Below are 20,206 nucleotides of genomic sequence, written 5' to 3'. Positions count from 1 at the left end.
TTCTCTCGACCCTGCACCGAGTGGAACGGGCGTTGCCGTGCGCACCGCATCACACTGGCCCGCACACCGACCGGCCAAGAACTGAGAACTGATGATTGAACTGACACTCCGAGAGATCGCCGACATCACGGGCGGCACGCTCGCGACCCGCGAGGCGGGCCTCACCGCCGACAGCACCGTGTCCGGCCTCGTCGACACCGATTCGCGAGAGATCGCGCCCGGCGGCATCTTCGTCGCCAAGCCCGGCGAAGAAACCGACGGTCACCTGTTCGTCGGCAAGGCCGTCGAGAACGGCGCCGTGCTCGCACTCGTCGAACACGAGGTCGAGGAGAACATTGCGCAGATCGTCGTCGAGGACGTCGTCGAGGCGCTCGGTGTCCTGGCCCGCGCCGTCGTCGACCGCGTGCGCGCCGGGGGAGACCTCCGCGTCGTCGGCATCACGGGTTCCAACGGCAAGACCACGACCAAGAACATGCTGCGCGCCATCCTCGAGCCCCAGGGCGAGACCGTGGCCCCGCGCGGCTCCTTCAACAACGAGGTGGGTGCGCCGCTCACCATGCTGCGGCTCACGCCGTCCACGCGCTACCTCGTTGCCGAGATGGGTGCCAGCAAGCAGGGCGACATCACGCGGCTCGTGGGCATGGCGCATCCCGAGATCGGTGTCGTGCTGAAGGTCGGCCTGGCCCACGCCGGTGGCTTCGGCGGCATCGAGGCCACGCAGAAGGCCAAGAGCGAGATGGTGACCGACCTGCCCGAGACGGGCGTCGCCGTGCTCAACGCCGACGACCACCGTGTGCGGCAGATGGCGGATGTCACGCCCGCACGCGTGCTCTGGTTCGGCCAAGAAGACTCGGCCGACGTGCGCGCAACCGACATCGTCTCGTCGCGCACCGGCACCACGTTCGTCGTCACGATCCCCGGTGGCGAGAGCCGCACGGTGCACCTCAAGGTTCTCGGCGAACACCATGTCATGAACGCCCTGGCCGCCCTCGCCGTCGCCACCACGCTGGGCGTGCCGCTCGACGAGGCCGTCACGGCGCTCGAGGGTGTCGCCCGCGCCGAACGGTGGCGCATGGAGGTGCTCGGCGGCCGCGACGACGTCACGATCATCAATGACGCCTACAACGCCAGTCCCGACTCCATGTCGGCGGCCATCAAGACGCTCGCCCAGATCAGTCCAGAGGGGTCCCGCACGGTCGCCGTGCTGGGCGCCATGTCCGAGCTCGGCGAGTTCGCGGGCGAAGAACACGATCGCATCGGCCTGCAGCTCGTGCGCCTCAACATCTCGCAGCTCGTGGTGGTGGGGGCCGAAGCCCGGCGCATGCACATCACCGCGATCAACGAGGGGTCGTGGGACGGCGAGTCGGTATACTTCGAAACGCAAGACGAGGCCTACGACTATCTGGCAACGGAGCTCCGAGCGGGCGACACCGTTCTGGTGAAATCGTCCAATTCCGCGAAGCTCCGCTTTCTCGGTGACCGGTTGGGAGAACTGTTCGCGTGGTAGCCCTTCTGACCGCCGCCGCCTTGTCGATGGCCTTCTCGCTCTTCCTCACACCCGTCTTCGTGCGGCTGTTCCGCAAGCTCAAGTGGGGCCAGTTCATCCGTGACGACGGACCCCAGTCGCACCACGCCAAACGCGGTACCGCCACCATGGGCGGCATCGTCATCATCGTGGGCACGCTGTTCGGCTACTTCGTCGCCATGCTCATCACGGGCGACCGCATCACCATGTCGGCGCTCCTCGTGCTGTTCATGATGGTCGGGCTCGGCGTCGTCGGCTTCATCGACGACTTCATGAAGACGCGCAAACAGCGCAGCCTGGGGCTCGGCGGCTGGGCCAAGGTGCTCGGCCAGGTCATCGTCGCCACGGCCTTCGCCATCATGGCCATGAACTTCCCCAACCAGGCCGGCATCACTCCCGCGTCGACGGCTATCTCGTTCACGCGCGACCTGCCGATCAACTTCTTGCTGATCGCCCCCGCCATTCCGCTCGTCGGCGTGATCATCTATCTCATCTGGACGAGCTTCCTGGTGGCCGCGGCCTCCAACGGCGTCAACGTGACCGACGGTCTCGACGGCTTGGCCACGGGCGCGTCCATCCTGGCCATCGGCTCCTACGTCATCATCGGTTTCTGGCAGTCCAACCAGTCGTGCTTCAGCCCGAACCTCGCCGAGGCCGTGCGCTACAAGTGCTACGACGTGCGCGACCCGCTCGACCTCGCCATCGTCGCCGCGGCCATTTCGGGAGCTCTCATCGGGTTCCTCTGGTGGAACACGTCGCCCGCCCAGATCTTCCTGGGCGACACCGGTTCGCTCGCGCTCGGTGGCGCTCTGGCCGCCCTCGCGATCCTCACGCACACCGAGCTGCTCCTCGTCTTCATCGGTGGCCTCTTCGTCATCGAGACGGGTTCGGTCATCGTGCAACGCGCCTACTTCAAGATCACCCACGGCAAGCGCATCTTCCGCATGAGCCCCATCCACCACCACTTCGAATTGAAGGGTTGGGCCGAGGTCACGGTCGTCGTGCGCTTCTGGATCGTCGGCGGGCTGTTCGTCGCCGCCGGTGTCGGAACCTTCTACCTCGAATGGATCACCCGCTAGTGCCGCACCAGAATCGCCTCGACGGTCTCACGAGTTGGCACGCCGACTGGAAGGGCCTGAAAGTGGCTGTTCTGGGGCTCGGCGTGACGGGCTTCTCGGTGGCCGACACGCTCACAGAACTGGGGGCGGATGTCCTCGTCCTCGCGTCGAATGCAGCCGACGAGCGCGCGCAGCTGATCCCGGTCATCGGTGCCCGCCTCGTGCAGGCGTCGCTCGACGAGGTGCCGGCCGAGCTCACCGAACAGCGGCCCGACGTGATCGTCGTGTCACCGGGCTTCGTGCCCACGCATCCGATTCTCGTCTGGGCCGCCGAGCAGGGCATCGCCGTGTGGGGCGACGTCGAGCTGGCCTGGCGCGTGCGCGACAAGGTGGGCACGCCCGCCGACTGGATTCTCGTCACGGGCACCAATGGCAAGACCACGACCGTGCAGCTCACGGCGACCATGCTGGCCGCGGCAGGCCTGCGTGTCGCCCCCTGCGGCAACATCGGCGTGCCCGTTCTCGACGCCGTGCGCGACCCCGCGGGCTTCGATGTCTTCGTCGTCGAACTCTCGAGCTATCAGCTGCACTACCTGAGTGCGCAGACGGGGCCAGACCCGGTCACACCCTTCTCGGCCGTGTGCCTCAACATCGCCGACGACCACATCGACTGGCACGGCTCGCTCGAGGCCTACGTCGCCGCCAAGGCGCACGTCTACGACCGCACGCGCGTGGCCTGCGTCTACAACAAGTCCGACGATCGCACGATGCGCATGGTGCAAGAGGCCGAGGTGACCGACGGTGCCCGCGCCATCGGTTTCGACCTGGGCGTGCCCGGCCCGAGCGACTTCGGCGTCGTCGACGGCATCCTGTGCGACCGCGCGTTCCTCGAGGAACGGCACTCTTCCGCGCTCGAACTGACTACCGTCGACGAGCTGCACGAGCTCGGCCTCGCGGCGCCGCACATCGTGCAGAACGTGCTCGCGGCCGCGGCCCTCGCGCGCTCCTACGGCGTCACGCCCGAACAGGTGCGCCTGGCGCTTCAGGGCTTTGCGCTCGACGCCCATCGCATCGAGGTCGTCGCGAGCGTCGGCGAGATCACGTGGGTCGACGACTCGAAGGCCACCAATCCGCACGCCGCCAACGCGTCGCTCGCCTCATATCCCTCAGTCGTCTGGGTGGTCGGTGGGCTGCTGAAGGGCGTGCAGATCGACGAGATCGTTCGCCGGCACGCCGACCGTGTGCGCGGTGTGGTCATCATCGGCGTCGACCGTCAGCCGATCCTCGAGGCATTCGGGCGACACGCGCCCCAGGTGCCGCTGTTCGAGGTCGAGACATCCGACACTGAACAGGTGATGAGCGCGGCCGTCGATTTCGCGGCCGGCATCGCCGAACCGGGCGATGTGGTCTTGCTCGCTCCCGCGGCGGCATCGATGGACCAGTTCGCCAACTACGCAGAACGCGGCCACAAGTTCCAGCAGGCCGTGCGCACCTATCTGGGAGGTCAGGCAGATGAGCGCTCCACCGACCGACCGACCGACGACCGCTGAGCAGAGCTCCGGCTCGAAGGCGACCCGCATTTCGCTCGGGCGCATCTTCACGCCGGAGTCGAGCAACTACTACCTTCTTCTCGGCACGACGGTCTTCCTCGTGCTCATCGGCCTCGTCATGGTGCTGTCCGCGTCGTCGGTCGACTCGTTCCTCGACGACTCCGGCTTCTTCGGCGGTTTCTGGAAGCAGGCGACGTATGCCGTGATCGGCATCCCGCTGATGCTCGTCATCAGCCGTATCCCCGCGATCTTCTGGAAGCGCTGGGCGTGGGTCGTGCTCGGCGGCGCATTGCTGCTGCAGGCGCTCGTCTTCACGCCGCTCGGCTTCGCGGTCGGCGGAAACCTGAACTGGATCGCCATCGGCCCCATCTCGGGTCAGCCCTCCGAGCTGCTGAAGCTCGCCCTGGCCATCTGGCTGGGAGCGGTGCTCGGCCGCAAGATCGCACTGCTCGGCGACTGGAAGCACGCGCTCATCCCCGCCGTCCCCGTCGCCGTCATAGCGCTCGGTCTCGTGCTCCTCGGACACGACCTCGGCACCGTCATGATCATGGGCATGGTCGTGATCGGCGCGCTCTATTTCGCCAACCTCAAGCTGCGCTACCTGTCGCTGCCGTTCATTCTCGGCATCGTCGTGTTCCTGGGCTTCGCCATCACGAGCCCCAACCGGATGGCGCGCATCACGTCGTTCCTCGACGAGGACTGCGTCGACTACGAGAACCTCTGCTGGCAGCCGCTGCACGGCACCTGGGCGTTGGCCAATGGCGGCCTCTTCGGCCTCGGCCTCGGCAACTCCCGCGAGAAATATTCGTGGTTGCCCGCGGCATCCAACGACTACATCTTCGCCATCATCGGCGAAGAGCTCGGCCTCATCGGCGCCGTCGTCGTGCTGCTGCTCTTCGTCCTGTTGGCCGTTGCCTTCGTGCGCATCATCCGCTCGAGCACCGACCCATTCGCCCGCATCACCACGGGCGCCATCATGGTGTGGGTCATCGGCCAGGCCTTCGTCAACATCGCCGTCGTGCTGCGCCTGCTGCCGACCCTCGGCGTCCCCCTTCCCCTGATATCCGCCGGAGGTACGGCCCTGCTGACCTCCCTGGTGTCGATCGGTATCGTCCTCTCGTTTGCTCGCACATCGGGCCGCGAGAAGGCGTCGGGCCTCAGGGCCCCCGCTTTCGGCACCCCCACCCGAGGAATTCGATGACCACCTATCTGCTCGCCGGCGGCGGCACCGCCGGACACGTTAACCCCCTGCTGGCGGTCGCCGACACCATCCGCGAGAACGAACCGGATGCCGAGATCGTCGTGCTCGGAACGAAGGAGGGCCTCGAGGCCCGACTCGTGCCGGCCCGGGGCTACGAGCTGTCGACCATCGAGCGCCTGCCGTTCCCGCGCAAGCCGAGCAAAAGCGCCATCACGTTCGGGTCGCGCTTTCGCACGGCCGTGAACGACGTCGTCGCCCTGATCGCCGACCGCAAGGTCGACGTCGTCGTGGGCTTCGGCGGGTATGCCTCGGCCCCCGCCTATCTGGCGGCGCGGCGCAGCAAGGTTCCCCTCGTCATCCACGAGGCCAACGCCAAAGCCGGGCTGGCTAACAAGCTCGGCGCTCGGTACACGTCCTTCGTCGGCGTGGCCTTCCACGGCACCAAGCTGCGCGGCGCTCGTTTCGTCGGCATGCCCCTGCGCCCCGAGATCGAACGCCTCGACCGCGACGCCGCGCGAGCCGAGGCCCGTGAACTCTTCGGCCTCGACGCCGACCGCCCGACGCTGCTCGCGACCGGTGGGTCGTCGGGCGCCCGACGCCTCAACAACACCATCTTCGAGTCCCGCGACGACATCGTCGCGGCCGGCTGGCAGGTGCTGCACATCGTGGGCCGCAACTTCGATCAGACCGACCCGGGTGAGAAGCACTACCGCCTGCTCGACTACTGCGACCGCATGGAACTGGCCCTCGGTGTCGCCGATGCGGCCGTCTCGCGCGCGGGCTCCGGCACGGTCTCCGAGCTCTCGGCGCTCGGCGTCCCCGCCGTCTACGTGCCCTACCCGGTCGGCAACGGCGAGCAGCGCTTCAATGCCGCCGACTCGGTGCGCGCCGGGGGAGCGATCCTGGTGCTCGATGCGCAGTTCACCCCGTCGTGGGTGCGTTCCGACCTCATTCCGCTGCTCACCGACACCGTGCGGTTGCACGATATGGCCATCCAGGCGCGCTCGATGGGCACGCCGCAGGGTTCGCAGCGCATGTACGAGCTCATCCGGGATGCGCTGAACTAGCGTCCCCGGCCACCCAGCCCGATGGGTTATAACTGAATCGGCCTTCAGGGCCACCGATTTCGAAAAGAGTGCGAACCCGTGACGATCAAACCTGACTTCTCCGTGGCGATTCCCGAAAACCTGGGCCGCCTGCACTTCGTGGGCATCGGCGGTTCGGGCATGAGCGGTATCGCGCGCCTGTTCGCGAACGCCGGTTACACCGTCACCGGGTCGGATGTGCGCGAATCGGGGGCCGTCGACGCGATGCGTGCTCTCGGCATCCCCGTCGCGATCGGCCACGACGCCGCCAACGTGGGTGACGCCGACACGCTCGTCGTCACGGGCGCGCTGTGGGAAGAGAACCCCGAATATCAGCTGGCGCTCTCGCTCGGGCTGCCCGTGCTGCACCGCTCGCAGGCCCTCGCCTGGCTCATCAACCAGCAGCGGCTGGTGGCCGTCGCTGGCGCACACGGCAAGACCACGTCGACGGGCATGATCGTCACCGGTCTGCTGGGCCTCGGCGAGGACCCGAGCTTCGTCAACGGCGGCGTCATCGAGTCGCTCGGTGTGTCGAGCGCGCACGGCGAGGGCGACCTGTTCGTGGTCGAGGCCGACGAATCGGATGGTTCGTTCCTGCTCTACGACACGGCCGTCACGCTCATCACCAACGTCGACCCCGACCACCTCGACCACTACGGTTCGCTCGAGGCGTTCGAGCAGGCGTTCGTCGACTTCGCGCAGAAGTCATCCGAGTTCGTCGTCATCTCGGCCGATGACCCCGGCGCTGTGCGCGTGACCTCGAAGCTCGAGGGCAAACGCGTCATCACGTTCGGTGAGAGCCCCGACGCCGATGTGCGCGTGCACTCGATCACCACCGAAGGCCCCGTGTCGTTCATCGTGTCGTTCGAGGGCCAGGACAACGGTGCCACGCTCACGGTGCCCGGGCGCCACAACGCGCTGAACGCGGCCGGCGCCTTCGCCGTGCTGGTCGGCCTCGGCTTCGGCGCGAGCGAATCACTGCGCGCCATCGCTCAATTCGGCGGCACCGAGCGCCGCTTCGAGCTGCACGGAACGGTCGACGGCGTGAGCGTCTATGACGACTACGCGCACCACCCCACCGAGGTCGCCGCGGCGCTGTCTGCCGCCCGCACGGTCGTGGGCGAGGGCCGCATCATCGCGGTGCACCAGCCGCACCTTTACAGCCGCACGCGCCTTTTTGCGCGCGAGTTCGCCGAGACCCTCGAGCGCTACGCCGACCAGACCGTCGTCCTCGACGTCTATGGCGCGCGCGAAGACCCCGAGCCGGGTGTCACGGGTGCCCTCGTGAGCGAGAAGTTCTCCGACCCGTCGAAGGTCGCGTTCATCGCCGACTGGCAGCAGGCGGCCGACTACACGGCGTCGATCGCGCGCGAGGGTGACTTCGTCATCACCCTCGGTTGTGGCGACGTGTATCGCATCGTGCCGCAGCTGCTCGGGTCGCTCACCGACCACCGCGGCTGAGGCATCCGATGAAACGACCGTCAGGTTTCACTCCACCGCCTGAGGGCAGCCGACCCACGCGCGGTTCCGCGTCGGGCGGTGCGGATGACGCGACGCCCGACGCCTCCGATGCGGGCGCGCCGCGCCGCTCAACGTCTGACGCGCCCCGTGCAAAGGGTCGCGCGGGATCGAATGCAAGCGCTTCGCCGTCCGGGAACGATCGCCCCGGGACCGATAAGAAGACCCGCGCCGCCGCCTCCGCGCCTGCGGGCTCGGGGACATCGTCATCGGGCTCGCGAGGGAAGAAACCGGGTGCATCTTTCGCCGCGGGCCGTTCGACGAGCGGGAGTTCGTCCGGATCTGCGGCGGGCGCGCGCACGCCGCAGCCCCGCGATGACGATGCCCGCGCATCCTCGGGTTTCCTCCCGAGCGTGCGGCAGGCGCGTCGCGAGCGCAAACGCGTCGAGCGTGCTGAGGTTAAGCGCTTCACGGCCCGCTCCCGTCGGCGTCGCCGCACCTGGTTGATCGCGGGCGGCTCGGTCGTCGGCATCGGCGTGCTCGCGGCCGCTCTGGCTTTCAGCCCCATCCTCTCGGTGCGCACGATCGAGGTGGATGGCGCCATGCGCGTCTCCTCCGACGCCGTCGTCCAGGGCCTGCAGCCCATCGTCGGTTCGCCGTTCCCGCTGGTCGACCAGAGCGCCATCAAGGCCGAGCTCGTGAAGTATCCGCTCATCGAGTCCTACTCGGTCGAGAGCCGCCCGCCCGACACACTCGTGGTCAAGCTCGTCGAGCGCACGCCCGTCGGGGTCATCGACACGGGGGAGGGCTTCACGGTCGTCGACGCGGCGGGTGTCGTGATCGAGGCATCCAACACTCAGCCGACGGGCTATCCGCTCATCGAGGTGCCCGACGGCGTCATGAGCGAGGGCTTCCAGTCGGCCGCGGGCGTCCTGCGTGCCATGCCCGACGAGCTGCGCCAGAAAGTGTCATCGGTCACAGCCAAGACGCACGACGACGTCACCCTCAAACTGCGCGACACCGATGCGACGGTGCTCTGGGGCAGCGCCGATGATGGGGCCTTCAAGACCCTGGCACTCGAACGCCTCATGGCGGCAACGGATCCGGCCACGGTCGAGCAGTACGACGTGTCGTCGCGCAAAACCGTGGTCGTGCGCCAGCAACCCTAATTTCTGCTTGGATATTCGCGACACGCGGCGCGGCGGTCGAGGTCGAGTGGCCTCTCGCCATAACGTTCAGATCAGGAATTGCATACTCAGCATAACTTTAAGCCTTAACTTGAGGTTGAAAGTTCGCATCGGAGGCCGGACGTGACAAACAACCAGAACTACCTTGCCGTGATCAAGGTCGTCGGCATCGGCGGTGGCGGCGTCAACGCTGTCAACCGCATGATCGAGCTCGGCCTCCGCGGGGTCGAATTCATCTCGATCAACACCGACGCCCAGGCGCTCTTGATGTCGGATGCCGACGTCAAGCTCGACGTGGGACGCGAGATCACCCGCGGCCTCGGTGCCGGCGCCGACCCCGAGGTGGGTCGCCGCGCTGCCGAGGACCACGCCGAAGAGATCGAAGAAGCCCTCGCCGGCGCCGACATGGTGTTCGTCACCGCCGGTGAAGGTGGCGGAACGGGAACGGGTGGCGCACCCGTCGTCGCGCGCATCGCCAAATCGATCGGCGCCCTGACCATCGGTGTCGTCACGAAGCCCTTCGGCTTCGAGGGTCGCCGCCGTCAGGCACAGGCCGAGCTGGGCGTCGCCAAGCTCAAGGAAGAAGTCGACACGCTCATCGTCGTGCCGAACGACCGTCTGCTCGAGATCAGCGACCGCGGCATCAGCATGCTCGAGGCGTTCTCCACGGCCGACCAGGTGCTGCTCGCCGGTGTGCAGGGCATCACCGACCTGATCACCACCCCCGGCCTCATCAACCTCGACTTCGCCGACGTCAAGAGCGTCATGCAGGGTGCCGGTAGCGCCCTCATGGGTATCGGTTCGTCGCGCGGGGCCGACCGTGCCATCAAGGCCGCCGAGCTCGCCGTCGCATCGCCGTTGCTCGAGGCATCCATCGAGGGTGCGCACGGTGTGCTGCTCTCGATCCAGGGTGGATCGAACCTCGGCATCTTCGAGATCAACGACGCCGCACGCCTCGTGCAAGAGGCCGTGCACGCCGAAGCCAACATCATCTTCGGTGCCGTCATCGACGACACCCTGGGCGACGAAGTGCGTGTCACCGTCATCGCCGCCGGTTTCGACGGGGGCGAGCCGCCGTCGCGCGACGCCATCGCCAACCGCGACGCCGTCATCGGAACGGGTGGCGTCGTCACCGCCAAGAACGATTCGCCCGAATCGGTCCAGGCTCCCGCGGCGGCTCCCATCGCCCCGGCGACGCCCGCACCGGCCGCCGAGAAGAACGACACCTGGTCCATCTCCGAGGAGCGTCACTCCGTGCCGACCCCCGCCGTCGACCCGGCCTTCTCCGACGAGGACGAGCTCGACATCCCCGATTTCCTGAAGTAGCAATGGGCCCCACCGGGACCGTGCCCTCCGAGCACGGCCTCGCGGACCGACTGGCCGCCGTCTCTGCCTCCGTGGCCGAGGCGGCGGCCAGTGCCGGTAGAGACGCGAGCGAGATCACGACGATCGTCGTCACCAAGTTCCACCCCGCGAGCCTCGTGCGCGAGCTCTCTGCACTCGGCGTGCGTGACATGGGGGAGAACCGCCACCAGGAGGCCCGTGCGAAGGCAGCCGAGCTCGAAGACCTCCCCGACCTGCGCTGGCACTTCGTCGGGCAGCTGCAGAGCAACAAGGCGCGTCAGGCCAGGCGGTATGCCCACGCCATCCATTCGCTCGACCGCCTCAGCCTCGTGGATGCCCTCGCGGCCGCTCCCGGCGACGACGACGCCCAGGCATCCATCGTCGACGGTTTCGTGCAGGTCGCCCTCTCCGAGAGCGACACGCGCGGCGGCGTGCAACCCGACGCCGTCGAGGCCCTGGTCGAACGCGTACTCGCCGGCACCGGCATCCGACTGCGCGGTGTCATGGCCGTCGCACCCCTCGGCGAGGAACCCCAAGCCGCCTTCGCTCGCCTGCGCGCGATCTCGGAACGGGTGCGAGCCATCGATCCGGGCGCCGATCGCATCTCGGCCGGAATGTCAGGCGATTTCACAGCCGCGCTGAAAGAGGGCGCGACACACCTACGAATCGGCACCGCAATCACGGGTAACAGACCCGCGACCGGTTAATGTCGAAGAGGAAGAACCGCACAAACGGAGGTAGCGATGTCCAACCCGCTGAAGAAGACAATGGTTTACCTTGGCCTCGCCGACGAGGACCTTGAGTACGAGCAGCAGAACGAGGCGCCCCAGAAGGCCGCCCCGCGCGCCGAGAGCGCTGCTCCCCAGGCCGCCCCGACCCCCACGCGCGCCCCGGTAACGCCGCTGCGCCGCCCCACGGAGGTCAAGCAGGCCGCACCCGCCGAGCTCAACGAGATCCTCACGGTGCACCCCAAGCAGTACAAAGACGCGCAGATCATCGCCGAGACCTTCCGCGAGGGCGTGCCCGTCATCATCAACCTCTCGCAGATGTCCGAGGGCGACGCTCGTCGCCTGATCGACTTCGCCAGCGGCCTCTCGCAGGGCCTCCAGGGAAAGATCGAGCGCGTCACCAGCAAGGTCTTCCTGCTGTCGCCCTCGCACGTCGCCGTGCTCGGCGACACGGTCGCTCAGCCCGTCGAGGGCGAGTCGACCTTCTTCGCTCGGCAATAATTAACGGGTGAGCACAACCTTCGCCATCATCGGCGGCATCCTTTACTTCCTGCTTCTGCTGTACTTCTTCGCCATGTGGGGCCGTTTCGGCCTCGACCTCGCGCGGAGCTTCAAGCCGAGCTGGCGCCCCCGCGGCGCCGGTTTGGTGGCAGCCGAAACCGTCTACGTCGTCACCGATCCTCCGATCCGGTTCTTCCGGCGGATTCTTCCCCCGCTGCGGGTGGGCCCGGTGGCGCTCGATTTCGGATGGAGTATCACGATGCTCTGCGTGATCATCGCCATGACGCTCGTCAACTCGTTCCTGCGCTGATCTCCCTGCGCTGATCTAGCTGCGCTGATCACGAAAGTCCAGCGGGCGCGCGACGAGGTTTGCTAGCGTAGGCACGTCATCGAGATCTCGCTCGAAAACAACACAGTCGAAATAACAAAGGTGGGAAAGCCATGGCGCTAACTCCGGAAGATGTAGTCAACAAGCAGTTCCAGCAGACGAAGTTCCGCGAGGGATACGACCAGGACGAGGTCGACGACTTCCTCGACGAGGTCGTCGTCGAACTGCGTCGTCTCGTTGCCGAGAACCAGGAGCTCCAGGAGCGCCTCGAGAAGGCCGGTTCTTCGACTGAGAAGACCGAAGCCGCTCCCGTCGCCCAGGAGGCTCCCAAGGCCGCCGCGCCCGTTGCCGCAGCGCCTGCCGCCCCGGCCGAGAGCGTCGACGAGTCCGAGTCGTCCTCCAGCCTGCTGCAGCTCGCCCGTCGTCTGCACGACGAGCACGTGCGCGAAGGCTCCGAGAAGCGCGACGCCCTCGTCGCCGAGGGCCACGCCGCCGCCGCACGCATCGTTGCCGAGGCCGAGGCCAAGCAGCGCGAGCAGGCCGCCATCCTCAACGAGCAGAAGGCCGGCATCGAGAAGAAGATCGATGAACTGCGTGTCTTCGAGCGCGAATACCGTCAGAAGCTCCGCGGCTACATCGAGAGCCAGCTGCACGAGCTCGACCAGAACGCTGGCCCGTCCGGCGCGAAGGTCGGCGCAGACGCGTCCAAAGCGTAAATCCCTTGCCGAATGAGTCCGGTGCCCCCCGGGGCACACGGGCGCTGATCGTACTCGCCTCCGTCGCGATTGCGGCGTACGCGCTCGATCAGTTCAGCAAGTTCCTCGTCGAGAGCAATCTCACGCTGGGTGAGCAGGTCCGGGTTCTGGGCGACGTGCTAGTTCTGCACTTCGTCAAGAACCCGGGCGCTGCCTTCTCCCTGGCCTCGGGCAGCACCTGGATCTTCTCGATCCTTGCGGCTGTCGTCACGGTCGTCATCATCGTGTTCGCCCGCAAGATCCGCTCGGTCGGTTGGGGCGTCGTCTTCGGTCTGCTGCTCGGGGGAGTCCTCGGCAACCTGACCGACCGCCTGTTCCGCGAGCCGAGCTTCGGCCTCGGACACGTGGTCGACTTCATCAGCACCCCGTGGATGCTTCCCGCGATCTACAACGTCGCCGACATCTGCATCGTCACCAGCATGGGCCTGTTCATCCTGCTCACGCTGCGCGGCATCAACATGGACGGCACGCGCAGCATCTCCGCCAAACGCGCGGCCGCCGAGGCGAAAGAGCTGGCCGACGCCGAGCCGGCCGCCCGTTCCACCGACGAACCCCTTCGATAGAGACCCCATGGAATCACGTAGCCTCCCCGTTCCCGACGGGCTGGTGGGCTCCCGGGTCGACGCAGCCCTGGCCAAACTCCTCGGCTTCTCGCGCACGTTCGCGGCCGAGGTCGCCGAAGCCGGGGGAGTGAGCGTCGACGGCGTCGTCCTCGGCAAATCCGACCGCCTGCCGAAAGATGCCTGGCTCGAGGTGTCGTGGACCCCCCGCGCCGAGCCGACCATCGTCCCCGTCGTGATCGACGACCTCACGATCGTGCACGATGACGACGAGTTCGTCGTCATCAACAAACCCGCCGGTGTGGCCGCGCATCCGTCGGTCGGCTGGAACGGCCCCACGGTGCTCGGGGCCCTCGCCGGTGCCGGTTTCCGCGTGAGCACATCGGGCGCCGCCGAGCGCGCGGGCATCGTGCACCGCCTCGACGTGGGAACGTCGGGCCTCATGGTCGTCGCCAAAACCGAACGTGCTTACACGTCGCTGAAGCTGGCCTTCCACGACCGCGAGGTCGAGAAGATCTACCACGCCGTCGTGCAGGGTCACCCCGATCCGCTGACGGGAACGATCGACGCGCCCATCGGCCGGCACCCGCGCCACGACTGGAAGTTCGCGGTCACGGCCGAGGGTAAGCCGTCGGTCACGCACTACGAGACCGAAGAGGCGTTCCGCGCCGCGTCGTTCCTCAAGATCCACCTCGAGACCGGGCGCACACACCAGATCCGCGTCCACATGGCGGCGCAGCGGCATCCGTGCGTGGGCGACACGCTTTACGGGGCCGAGGTCGCCCTCTCAGAGCGTCTGGGGCTCACGCGGCAGTGGTTGCACGCCGCCCAGCTGTCCTTCGACCACCCGGCCACGGGGGAGTGGGTCACGTTCACGGCGCCCTACCCGGCCGAGCTCGACCGCGCCCTCGAAATCCTGCGCGCCGAGGGCTGAGCCCGGCTCACGACGCCGCTCCCGACACATCCTCGACCGGCATCCTGCGAGGCACCGATGTCACACGTCGGGGTTAGTCTTTAAGTTCATCCCCACAAGGTCAGTCGGAGAAGTCTTGCCCTCATCAGACGACTCGTTCGTTCACCTGCACGTTCACAGCGAGTACTCGATGCTCGACGGCGCCGCCCGCGTCAAACCCCTCATCGAGAAGGCCGTCGCCGAAGGCATGCCCGCCGTCGCCGTCACCGACCACGGCAACGTCTTCGGTGCCTTCGACTTCTGGCGCACGGCCACCGAGGCGGGCATCAAACCCATCATCGGCACCGAGGCCTACATCACGCCCGGCACGCACCGCAGCGACCGCACACGCGTGCGCTGGGGGGATGGCGGGGGCGACGACGTCTCGGGCGCTGGCTCCTATACGCACATGACGCTCCTCAGCGAAAGCACCGAGGGCATGCACAACCTGTTCCGGTTGTCGTCGCTCGCCTCGCTCGAGGGCTACTACTTCAAGCCCCGCATGGACCGCGAGCTCCTCAGCACCTACTCCAAGGGCCTCATCGCGACGACGGGATGCCCGTCGGGCGAGATCCAGACGCGGCTGCGACTCGGGCAGTACAAAGAAGCCCTGCAGGCCGCATCCGATTACCGCGACATCTTCGGCACAGAGAACTACTTCTGCGAGATCATGGACCACGGCCTCGGCATCGAGCGCCGCATCATGTCCGACCTGATCAAGCTCGCCGGTGAGCTCGACCTGCCGCTCGTCGCCACCAACGACCTGCACTACACGCACGCCGAAGATTCGACATCCCACGCCGCCCTGTTGTGCGTGCAATCGGGCACCACGCTCGACGACCCCAACCGCTTCAAGTTCGACTCGAACGAGTTCTACCTGAAGTCGGCCTCCGAGATGCGGCACCTGTTCCGCGATTACGAGAGCGCGTGCGACAACACGCTGCTCATCGCCGAGCGCTGCGATGTGGCGTTCAACACGAGCGCCAACTACATGCCCCGCTTCCCGGTGCCGGCGGGCGAGACCGAAGAGACCTGGTTCATCAAGGAGGTCGAGACGGGGCTGCACGAGCGCTACCCGGCCGGCATCCCCGACGATGTGCGCAAACAGGCCGACTACGAGGTCGGCGTCATCAGCCAGATGGGCTTCCCGGGCTACTTCCTCGTCGTCGCCGACTTCATCAACTGGTCGAAGAAGAACGGCATCCGCGTCGGCCCCGGCCGCGGTTCGGGCGCCGGCTCGATGGCGGCCTACGCCATGAAGATCACCGACCTCGACCCGTTGCGACACGGCCTCATCTTCGAGCGGTTCCTCAACCCCGACCGCGTCTCGATGCCCGACTTCGACGTCGACTTCGACGAGCGTCGGCGCGGCGAGGTCATCCGCTACGTCACCGAGAAGTACGGCGACGAGCGCGTAGCCCAGATCGTGACCTATGGCACCATCAAGGCCAAGCAGGCGCTGAAAGACTCCTCACGCGTGCTCGGTTTCCCGTTCGGCATGGGTGAGAAGCTGACCAAGGCCATGCCGCCGCCCATCATGGGCAAGGACATCCCGCTGACGGGCATCTTCGACAAAGATCACCCGCGCTACAAGGAGGCGTCCGACATCCGCTCGGTCGTCGAATCAGACCCCGAGGCGCAGACCGTTTTCAACACGGCGCTGGGCCTCGAGAACCTGAAGCGGCAGTGGGGCGTGCACGCGGCCGGTGTGATCATGTCGAGCGACCCGCTGATCGACATCATCCCGATCATGAAGCGCGAACAAGACGGCCAGATCGTCACACAGTTCGACTACCCGGCGTGCGAGTCGCTCGGGCTCATCAAGATGGACTTCCTGGGGTTGCGCAACCTCACGATCATCGACGATGCGCTCGACAACATCGAGGCCAACCGCGGGTTCCGTCCCGTGCTCGAAGACCTCGACTTCGACGATCAGGGCGCCTACGACCTGCTGTCCCGCGGCGACACCTTGGGCGTGTTCCAGCTCGACTCCGGCCCCATCCGGTCGCTCCTGCGCCTCATGCGCCCCGACAACTTCGAAGACATCTCGGCCCTCATCGCGCTCTACCGGCCGGGGCCCATGGGGGCCAACTCGCACACCAACTACGCGCTGCGCAAGAACGGGCAGCAGCCCATCACACCCATCCACCCCGAGCTCGAAGAGCCGCTCAGCGAGGTGCTCTCGACCACCTACGGCCTGATCATCTATCAGGAGCAGGTCATGGCCATCGCGCAGAAGGTCGCTGGGTTCTCGCTCGGCCAGGCCGATATCCTGCGCCGCGCCATGGGTAAGAAGAAGAAATCCGAGCTCGACAAGCAGTTTGCGGGCTTCTCGGCGGGCATGACGGCCAACGGCTACTCGATGGCGGCCGTCGAAACCCTGTGGGCGATTCTTTTGCCATTCTCCGACTACGCCTTCAACAAGGCGCACTCGGCGGCGTACGGCGTGCTGTCCTACTGGACCGCCTACCTCAAGGCACACTTCCCCGCCGAGTACATGGCCGCACTGCTGACGAGCGTGGGAGACGCGCGCGACAAGCTCGCCCTCTATCTAAACGAGTGCCGCCGCATGGGCATCCAGGTGCTGCCGCCCGATGTCAACGAGTCGATCGGCTTCTTCGCGGCCGTCGGCGAAGACATCCGCTTCGGTCTGGGCGCCGTGCGCAACGTCGGCAGCAACGTGGTCGAAGGTATTCGCCAGGCGCGCACCGACAAGGGGCGCTTCGAGAGCTTCCACGACTACCTGCGCAAGGTTCCGCTTCATGTGGCCAACAAGCGCACCACCGAGTCGCTCATCAAAGCCGGCGCATTCGACTCGCTCGGCAACACGCGCCGCGCCTTGGTCGAATGCCATGAAGATGCCGTCGAGTCGGCCGTCAACGACAAGCGCAACGAGGCCAAGGGCCAGGTGGGCTTCGACTTCGACAGCCTGTGGGACGAGCCTCAGGCTGCCCAGCAGGTGCCCGAACGGCCCGAGTGGTCGAAGCGCGACAAGCTCGCCTTCGAGCGGGACATGCTCGGTCTGTACGTCTCCGACCACCCGCTGGCCGGGCTCGAGATCCCGCTCGCGAAGCACGCGTCCACGACCATCACCGACCTCATGGCCGCCGAGTCCACCGAGGATGGTGACACCGTGACCATCGCGGGGCTCATCACGAGTGTGCAGCACCGCGTGGCCAAGGCATCCGGAAACCAATACGGCATGATCCAGGTCGAAGACTTCGGCGGCGAGATCACCGTGATGTTCATGGGCAAGGGCTATCAGGAGTTCCAGTCCGCCCTCATCGCCGACACCGTCGTCGTCGTCCGCGGGCGTGTCAGCATGCGCGACGACGGCATGAACCTGCACGCCTACTCGCTCTTCGCGCCCGAACTCGAGCAGGCCGACGAAACAGGGCAGTTGACCCTCGTCATGCCCGACTCCCGTGCGACCACCGAGATCGTCGGCGCCCTGCGCGACATCCTCGTTCGCCACCCCGGCGAGGCCGAGGTGCGGTTGAAGCTCGTGCGGGGCGACATCGCGCGCGTCTTCGAGGTGCCCAAGCCTGTCAAGGTGACGGCCGATCTCTTCGGCGAACTCAAGTCATTGCTCGGTCCGAATTGCCTCGGCTAGGATCGCGCTGACCTTCCCCGGGCGACTCGTTCGTCCGACGGCCATGCCGGCCGGCCCCATCCCACTCCCACAGAAGGAGCAACAATGACGGATTCCACTCCGCGCAACGACCAGTGGGGGCCTCCGCCGTCGCCGCACCAGGGCGCACCGGGCGCACCACAGCCCGCCGCGGGCCAGTACGGCACCGGTCAGTATGGCTCGGGTCAGTACGGTAGCGGTCAGTACGGGGGGCAACAGCCTCAGAGCTCCGCTCCTGGCCAGCCTTACGGCACGGCCCCCGGGCAGCCTTATGGGGCGCAGGCCACCGGGCCGTTCCCCACTCCGCAGAAGAACGACACGCCGAAGGCGCCGAAGAAGCGCACCAATGATCAGGGTTTGGCGTTCGGCATCGGCCCCTTCACGCTGCGCGAGATCATCATCCTGGGCCTCACGGTCCTGCTCATCGTCGCGTCCTTCCTGCCCGTGATCTCTGGCGGGTTCATCGACTACTACTCCGTGTGGGCTCCGTTCACCTGGCTCGTGATCCCGGGCCTCCTGCTCGTGCTGGCCTCTGCCGTGCTCATCACGCTGCGCCGCCTCGTGCCGTCGCTTCGCACGAAGCTGCGCGTCGGCTCCCTGTCAGTCGACCAGTTCGCCTCGGTCTCGGTCATCGTCACGGGCTCCTTCTACCTCGGCCTGCTCATCATCGTTGGCACCGCCAGTGCGGCTATCTCGCCCTTCGGCGCGGGCTTCTCGGTCGGAGCCGGCATCATCCTGGGGTTCCTCGTGAGCCTGGCACTGCTCGTGGTCACCACGCTCGGCAGCATCATCCCACCGTTCAAGGCCGACTTCGCCGACCGCGGTGAGTCGCCCGCCCACCCGAGCGCGCGTCCGGCTGCGGCTCTAGCCGCCCGCCCGAAGGCGGAGAAGAGCAACGCCTTCCCGGGACAGCAGGGTCAGACTGGTCAGCAGGGTCAGCAGTATGCAGCCCCCGGTGCCCCGGGCAACACGGGCGCCTATCCGGCGAACGGCTGGAATGGTCAGGCATCGCAGAACCCCGGCCAGGGTGGAACGGGCCAGTACGGCGCCGGTTTCGGCGGCGGCTACAACGGTGGCGGCTACAACGGTGGCGGCTACAACGGTGGCGGCCAGAACCAGACCGGCCAGTTCGGTGCCGGTCAGAACGGCGCCGGCCAGAACGGTGCCGGCCAGTACGGTCAGCCGAACACTGCCGAGCGCAGCGCACAGGCCGGAAACGATGCTGCGGCTTCGGAAAGCGACAACGCGACGTCGTCGTACGCTTCCGGTTCGTTCGCGCCGCCTTCGACCGATGATCAGCCCACGAGCCAGTTCGGTTACGCCCGCCAGGGTGATGCAGCGGCATCGGGCTCTCCGCTCGCTGCCGGTGACGGTGGGGCCGCACGCGAGTGGGCTGCCGACGACTCCGCTGCGGGTCCGCAGTCGCCCGTGCTCGACAACGCCGCACCTCAATCCGAGCCGACGGCCTTCGAAAGCCTTGGCCTCGAAGACTCGGACGACGTGCGCACCGCGCCGTCGAACGGCGATGACGCGCACGACGCGTCGACCCCCGGAGCAAACACCGGCTCGTACGCGGCCGACGAGAACTCCGGTAGCTCGGCGGCTTCGCCCGTCGGAGCGCCGTCTGCGGCCGGGCAGTCCGATTCCGATGCGCCGTCGGACGCCACGGATTCCGCGACCGACGCTCCGAGCGAAGCGTCGACCGAGACGGTCCTGCGCTCCGACATCCCGTCGTTCGCACCGAACGTCGACTTCGGCTCGTCGCCGCGTTCGACCGACCCGCAGGATGACGACGACGACCCGGACGACGCGATCCCCGCGGCCGACCCGACGCCCGTCTCCGCTCTGCGCCACGTCTCCGAGCACGAGAGCGAAGTCGAACCGCCGGCCGCCGTCTCGACGCAGCCGTTCTGGGTGTACTCGCCCGTTCCGCGGCCCGTCTACGACGAGCACACGGGTGTGACGGTGTTTGAGATCGGCCCGTCCGCCTGGGCCCTCGCGGTCGTCGACCGCGGCACGGAACTCGTGATCCGTCACGACGACGGACGCGTGGGCGTATTGCGTGACCTCGAGAACCTGACGCGCGGCTAGGCCGAGCGGGCGGTCGCCGCTGGCGACCGCTCGACTGATTCAGCACAGGGAGCGGGCCGCAGGCTCGCTCCCTGTGTCGTGTGACCTCAGCTTTCTGCAGGAGTCTCGAATCCGTCTCGTCGTGTGACGACGGCTTGCTGCGGATGCCTCGAATGTGTCCTTCACGCCGGTGCCATGTGCTCGGCTGGAGTGCCGCGCGTCAGGAAAGCCGTGCGGCACGCTCGCAGACGGATTCCGCTCACGCCATCCGAG

General features: G+C 67.1%; 16 protein-coding genes. All 16 read left to right on the top strand.

What is annotated here, in order from left to right; translation table 11 throughout:
* Nucleotides 1-91 precede the first annotated feature (91 nt).
* Nucleotides 92-1,507, top strand: a complete 1,416-nt coding sequence (locus ACZ6IE_RS08200) for a UDP-N-acetylmuramoyl-tripeptide--D-alanyl-D-alanine ligase (protein WP_464607523.1) — start codon at nucleotides 92-94, stop codon at nucleotides 1,505-1,507.
* A complete protein-coding gene (gene mraY, locus ACZ6IE_RS08195) occupies nucleotides 1,501-2,604 on the top strand; it encodes a phospho-N-acetylmuramoyl-pentapeptide-transferase (RefSeq protein WP_464607522.1) in 1,104 nt (367 codons plus the stop codon). The genes ACZ6IE_RS08200 and mraY overlap by 7 nt, the downstream gene beginning before the upstream one ends.
* Nucleotides 2,604-4,133, top strand: coding sequence for a UDP-N-acetylmuramoyl-L-alanine--D-glutamate ligase (gene murD / locus ACZ6IE_RS08190; protein WP_464607521.1), 1,530 nt, complete (start codon nucleotides 2,604-2,606; stop codon nucleotides 4,131-4,133). Before mraY ends, murD begins: the two co-directional genes overlap by 1 nt.
* Entirely contained in the window at nucleotides 4,096-5,334 is a 1,239-nt protein-coding gene (gene ftsW, locus ACZ6IE_RS08185) for a putative lipid II flippase FtsW (protein WP_464607520.1), read from the top strand. Before murD ends, ftsW begins: the two co-directional genes overlap by 38 nt.
* Nucleotides 5,331-6,401: a UDP-N-acetylglucosamine--N-acetylmuramyl-(pentapeptide) pyrophosphoryl-undecaprenol N-acetylglucosamine transferase gene (locus tag ACZ6IE_RS08180; RefSeq protein WP_464607519.1), complete on the top strand. Its 1,071-nt coding sequence runs from the start codon at nucleotides 5,331-5,333 to the stop codon at nucleotides 6,399-6,401. The genes ftsW and ACZ6IE_RS08180 overlap by 4 nt, the downstream gene beginning before the upstream one ends.
* Nucleotides 6,402-6,479: 78 nt before the next feature.
* Nucleotides 6,480-7,880, top strand: a complete 1,401-nt coding sequence (gene murC / locus ACZ6IE_RS08175; RefSeq protein WP_464607518.1) for a UDP-N-acetylmuramate--L-alanine ligase — start codon at nucleotides 6,480-6,482, stop codon at nucleotides 7,878-7,880.
* A 410-nt stretch (nucleotides 7,881-8,290) separates the two neighbouring features.
* Entirely contained in the window at nucleotides 8,291-9,046 is a 756-nt protein-coding gene (locus ACZ6IE_RS08170; RefSeq protein WP_464607517.1) for a cell division protein FtsQ/DivIB, read from the top strand.
* A gap of 141 nt (nucleotides 9,047-9,187) precedes the next feature.
* A complete protein-coding gene (ftsZ, locus tag ACZ6IE_RS08165; protein ID WP_077053102.1) occupies nucleotides 9,188-10,390 on the top strand; it encodes a cell division protein FtsZ in 1,203 nt (400 codons plus the stop codon).
* A 2-nt stretch (nucleotides 10,391-10,392) separates the two neighbouring features.
* A complete protein-coding gene (locus tag ACZ6IE_RS08160) occupies nucleotides 10,393-11,115 on the top strand; it encodes a YggS family pyridoxal phosphate-dependent enzyme (protein ID WP_464607516.1) in 723 nt (240 codons plus the stop codon).
* A gap of 36 nt (nucleotides 11,116-11,151) precedes the next feature.
* Nucleotides 11,152-11,637, top strand: coding sequence for a cell division protein SepF (locus ACZ6IE_RS08155; protein WP_464607515.1), 486 nt, complete (start codon nucleotides 11,152-11,154; stop codon nucleotides 11,635-11,637).
* 7 nt (nucleotides 11,638-11,644) lie between these two features.
* A complete protein-coding gene (locus tag ACZ6IE_RS08150) occupies nucleotides 11,645-11,947 on the top strand; it encodes a YggT family protein (RefSeq protein ID WP_077053105.1) in 303 nt (100 codons plus the stop codon).
* A 131-nt stretch (nucleotides 11,948-12,078) separates the two neighbouring features.
* Nucleotides 12,079-12,681, top strand: a complete 603-nt coding sequence (locus ACZ6IE_RS08145; protein ID WP_464607514.1) for a DivIVA domain-containing protein — start codon at nucleotides 12,079-12,081, stop codon at nucleotides 12,679-12,681.
* A gap of 5 nt (nucleotides 12,682-12,686) precedes the next feature.
* Entirely contained in the window at nucleotides 12,687-13,283 is a 597-nt protein-coding gene (gene lspA / locus ACZ6IE_RS08140) for a signal peptidase II (RefSeq protein WP_464607513.1), read from the top strand.
* A gap of 7 nt (nucleotides 13,284-13,290) precedes the next feature.
* Nucleotides 13,291-14,214 carry an RluA family pseudouridine synthase gene (locus tag ACZ6IE_RS08135; RefSeq protein ID WP_077053107.1) on the top strand — a complete coding sequence of 308 codons (924 nt, stop codon included), beginning with the start codon at nucleotides 13,291-13,293 and terminating at the stop codon, nucleotides 14,212-14,214.
* A gap of 115 nt (nucleotides 14,215-14,329) precedes the next feature.
* Nucleotides 14,330-17,845: a DNA polymerase III subunit alpha gene (gene dnaE / locus ACZ6IE_RS08130; protein WP_464607512.1), complete on the top strand. Its 3,516-nt coding sequence runs from the start codon at nucleotides 14,330-14,332 to the stop codon at nucleotides 17,843-17,845.
* A gap of 84 nt (nucleotides 17,846-17,929) precedes the next feature.
* Nucleotides 17,930-19,954 carry a hypothetical protein gene (locus tag ACZ6IE_RS08125; RefSeq protein ID WP_464607511.1) on the top strand — a complete coding sequence of 675 codons (2,025 nt, stop codon included), beginning with the start codon at nucleotides 17,930-17,932 and terminating at the stop codon, nucleotides 19,952-19,954.
* Nucleotides 19,955-20,206: the final 252 nt, after the last annotated feature.

The sequence above is a fragment of the Okibacterium sp. AC114 genome, from assembly GCF_979253355.1.
Note: the sequence above shows the minus strand (reverse complement) of the source record. Positions and strands in the feature narration are given on the sequence as shown.

Excerpts from the sequence above, each read along its gene's own strand:
- ACZ6IE_RS08200 (WP_464607523.1), top strand. The coding sequence starts at position 92 with ATGATTGAACTGACACTCCGAGAGATCGCCGACATCACGGGCGGCACG.
- ftsW (WP_464607520.1), top strand. The coding sequence starts at position 4,096 with ATGAGCGCTCCACCGACCGACCGACCGACGACCGCTGAGCAGAGCTCC.
- ACZ6IE_RS08180 (WP_464607519.1), top strand. The coding sequence starts at position 5,331 with ATGACCACCTATCTGCTCGCCGGCGGCGGCACCGCCGGACACGTTAAC.
- ACZ6IE_RS08160 (WP_464607516.1), top strand. The coding sequence starts at position 10,393 with ATGGGCCCCACCGGGACCGTGCCCTCCGAGCACGGCCTCGCGGACCGA.
- ACZ6IE_RS08155 (WP_464607515.1), top strand. The coding sequence starts at position 11,152 with ATGTCCAACCCGCTGAAGAAGACAATGGTTTACCTTGGCCTCGCCGAC.
- ACZ6IE_RS08145 (WP_464607514.1), top strand. The coding sequence starts at position 12,079 with ATGGCGCTAACTCCGGAAGATGTAGTCAACAAGCAGTTCCAGCAGACG.
- ACZ6IE_RS08135 (WP_077053107.1), top strand. The coding sequence starts at position 13,291 with ATGGAATCACGTAGCCTCCCCGTTCCCGACGGGCTGGTGGGCTCCCGG.
- ACZ6IE_RS08125 (WP_464607511.1), top strand. The coding sequence starts at position 17,930 with ATGACGGATTCCACTCCGCGCAACGACCAGTGGGGGCCTCCGCCGTCG.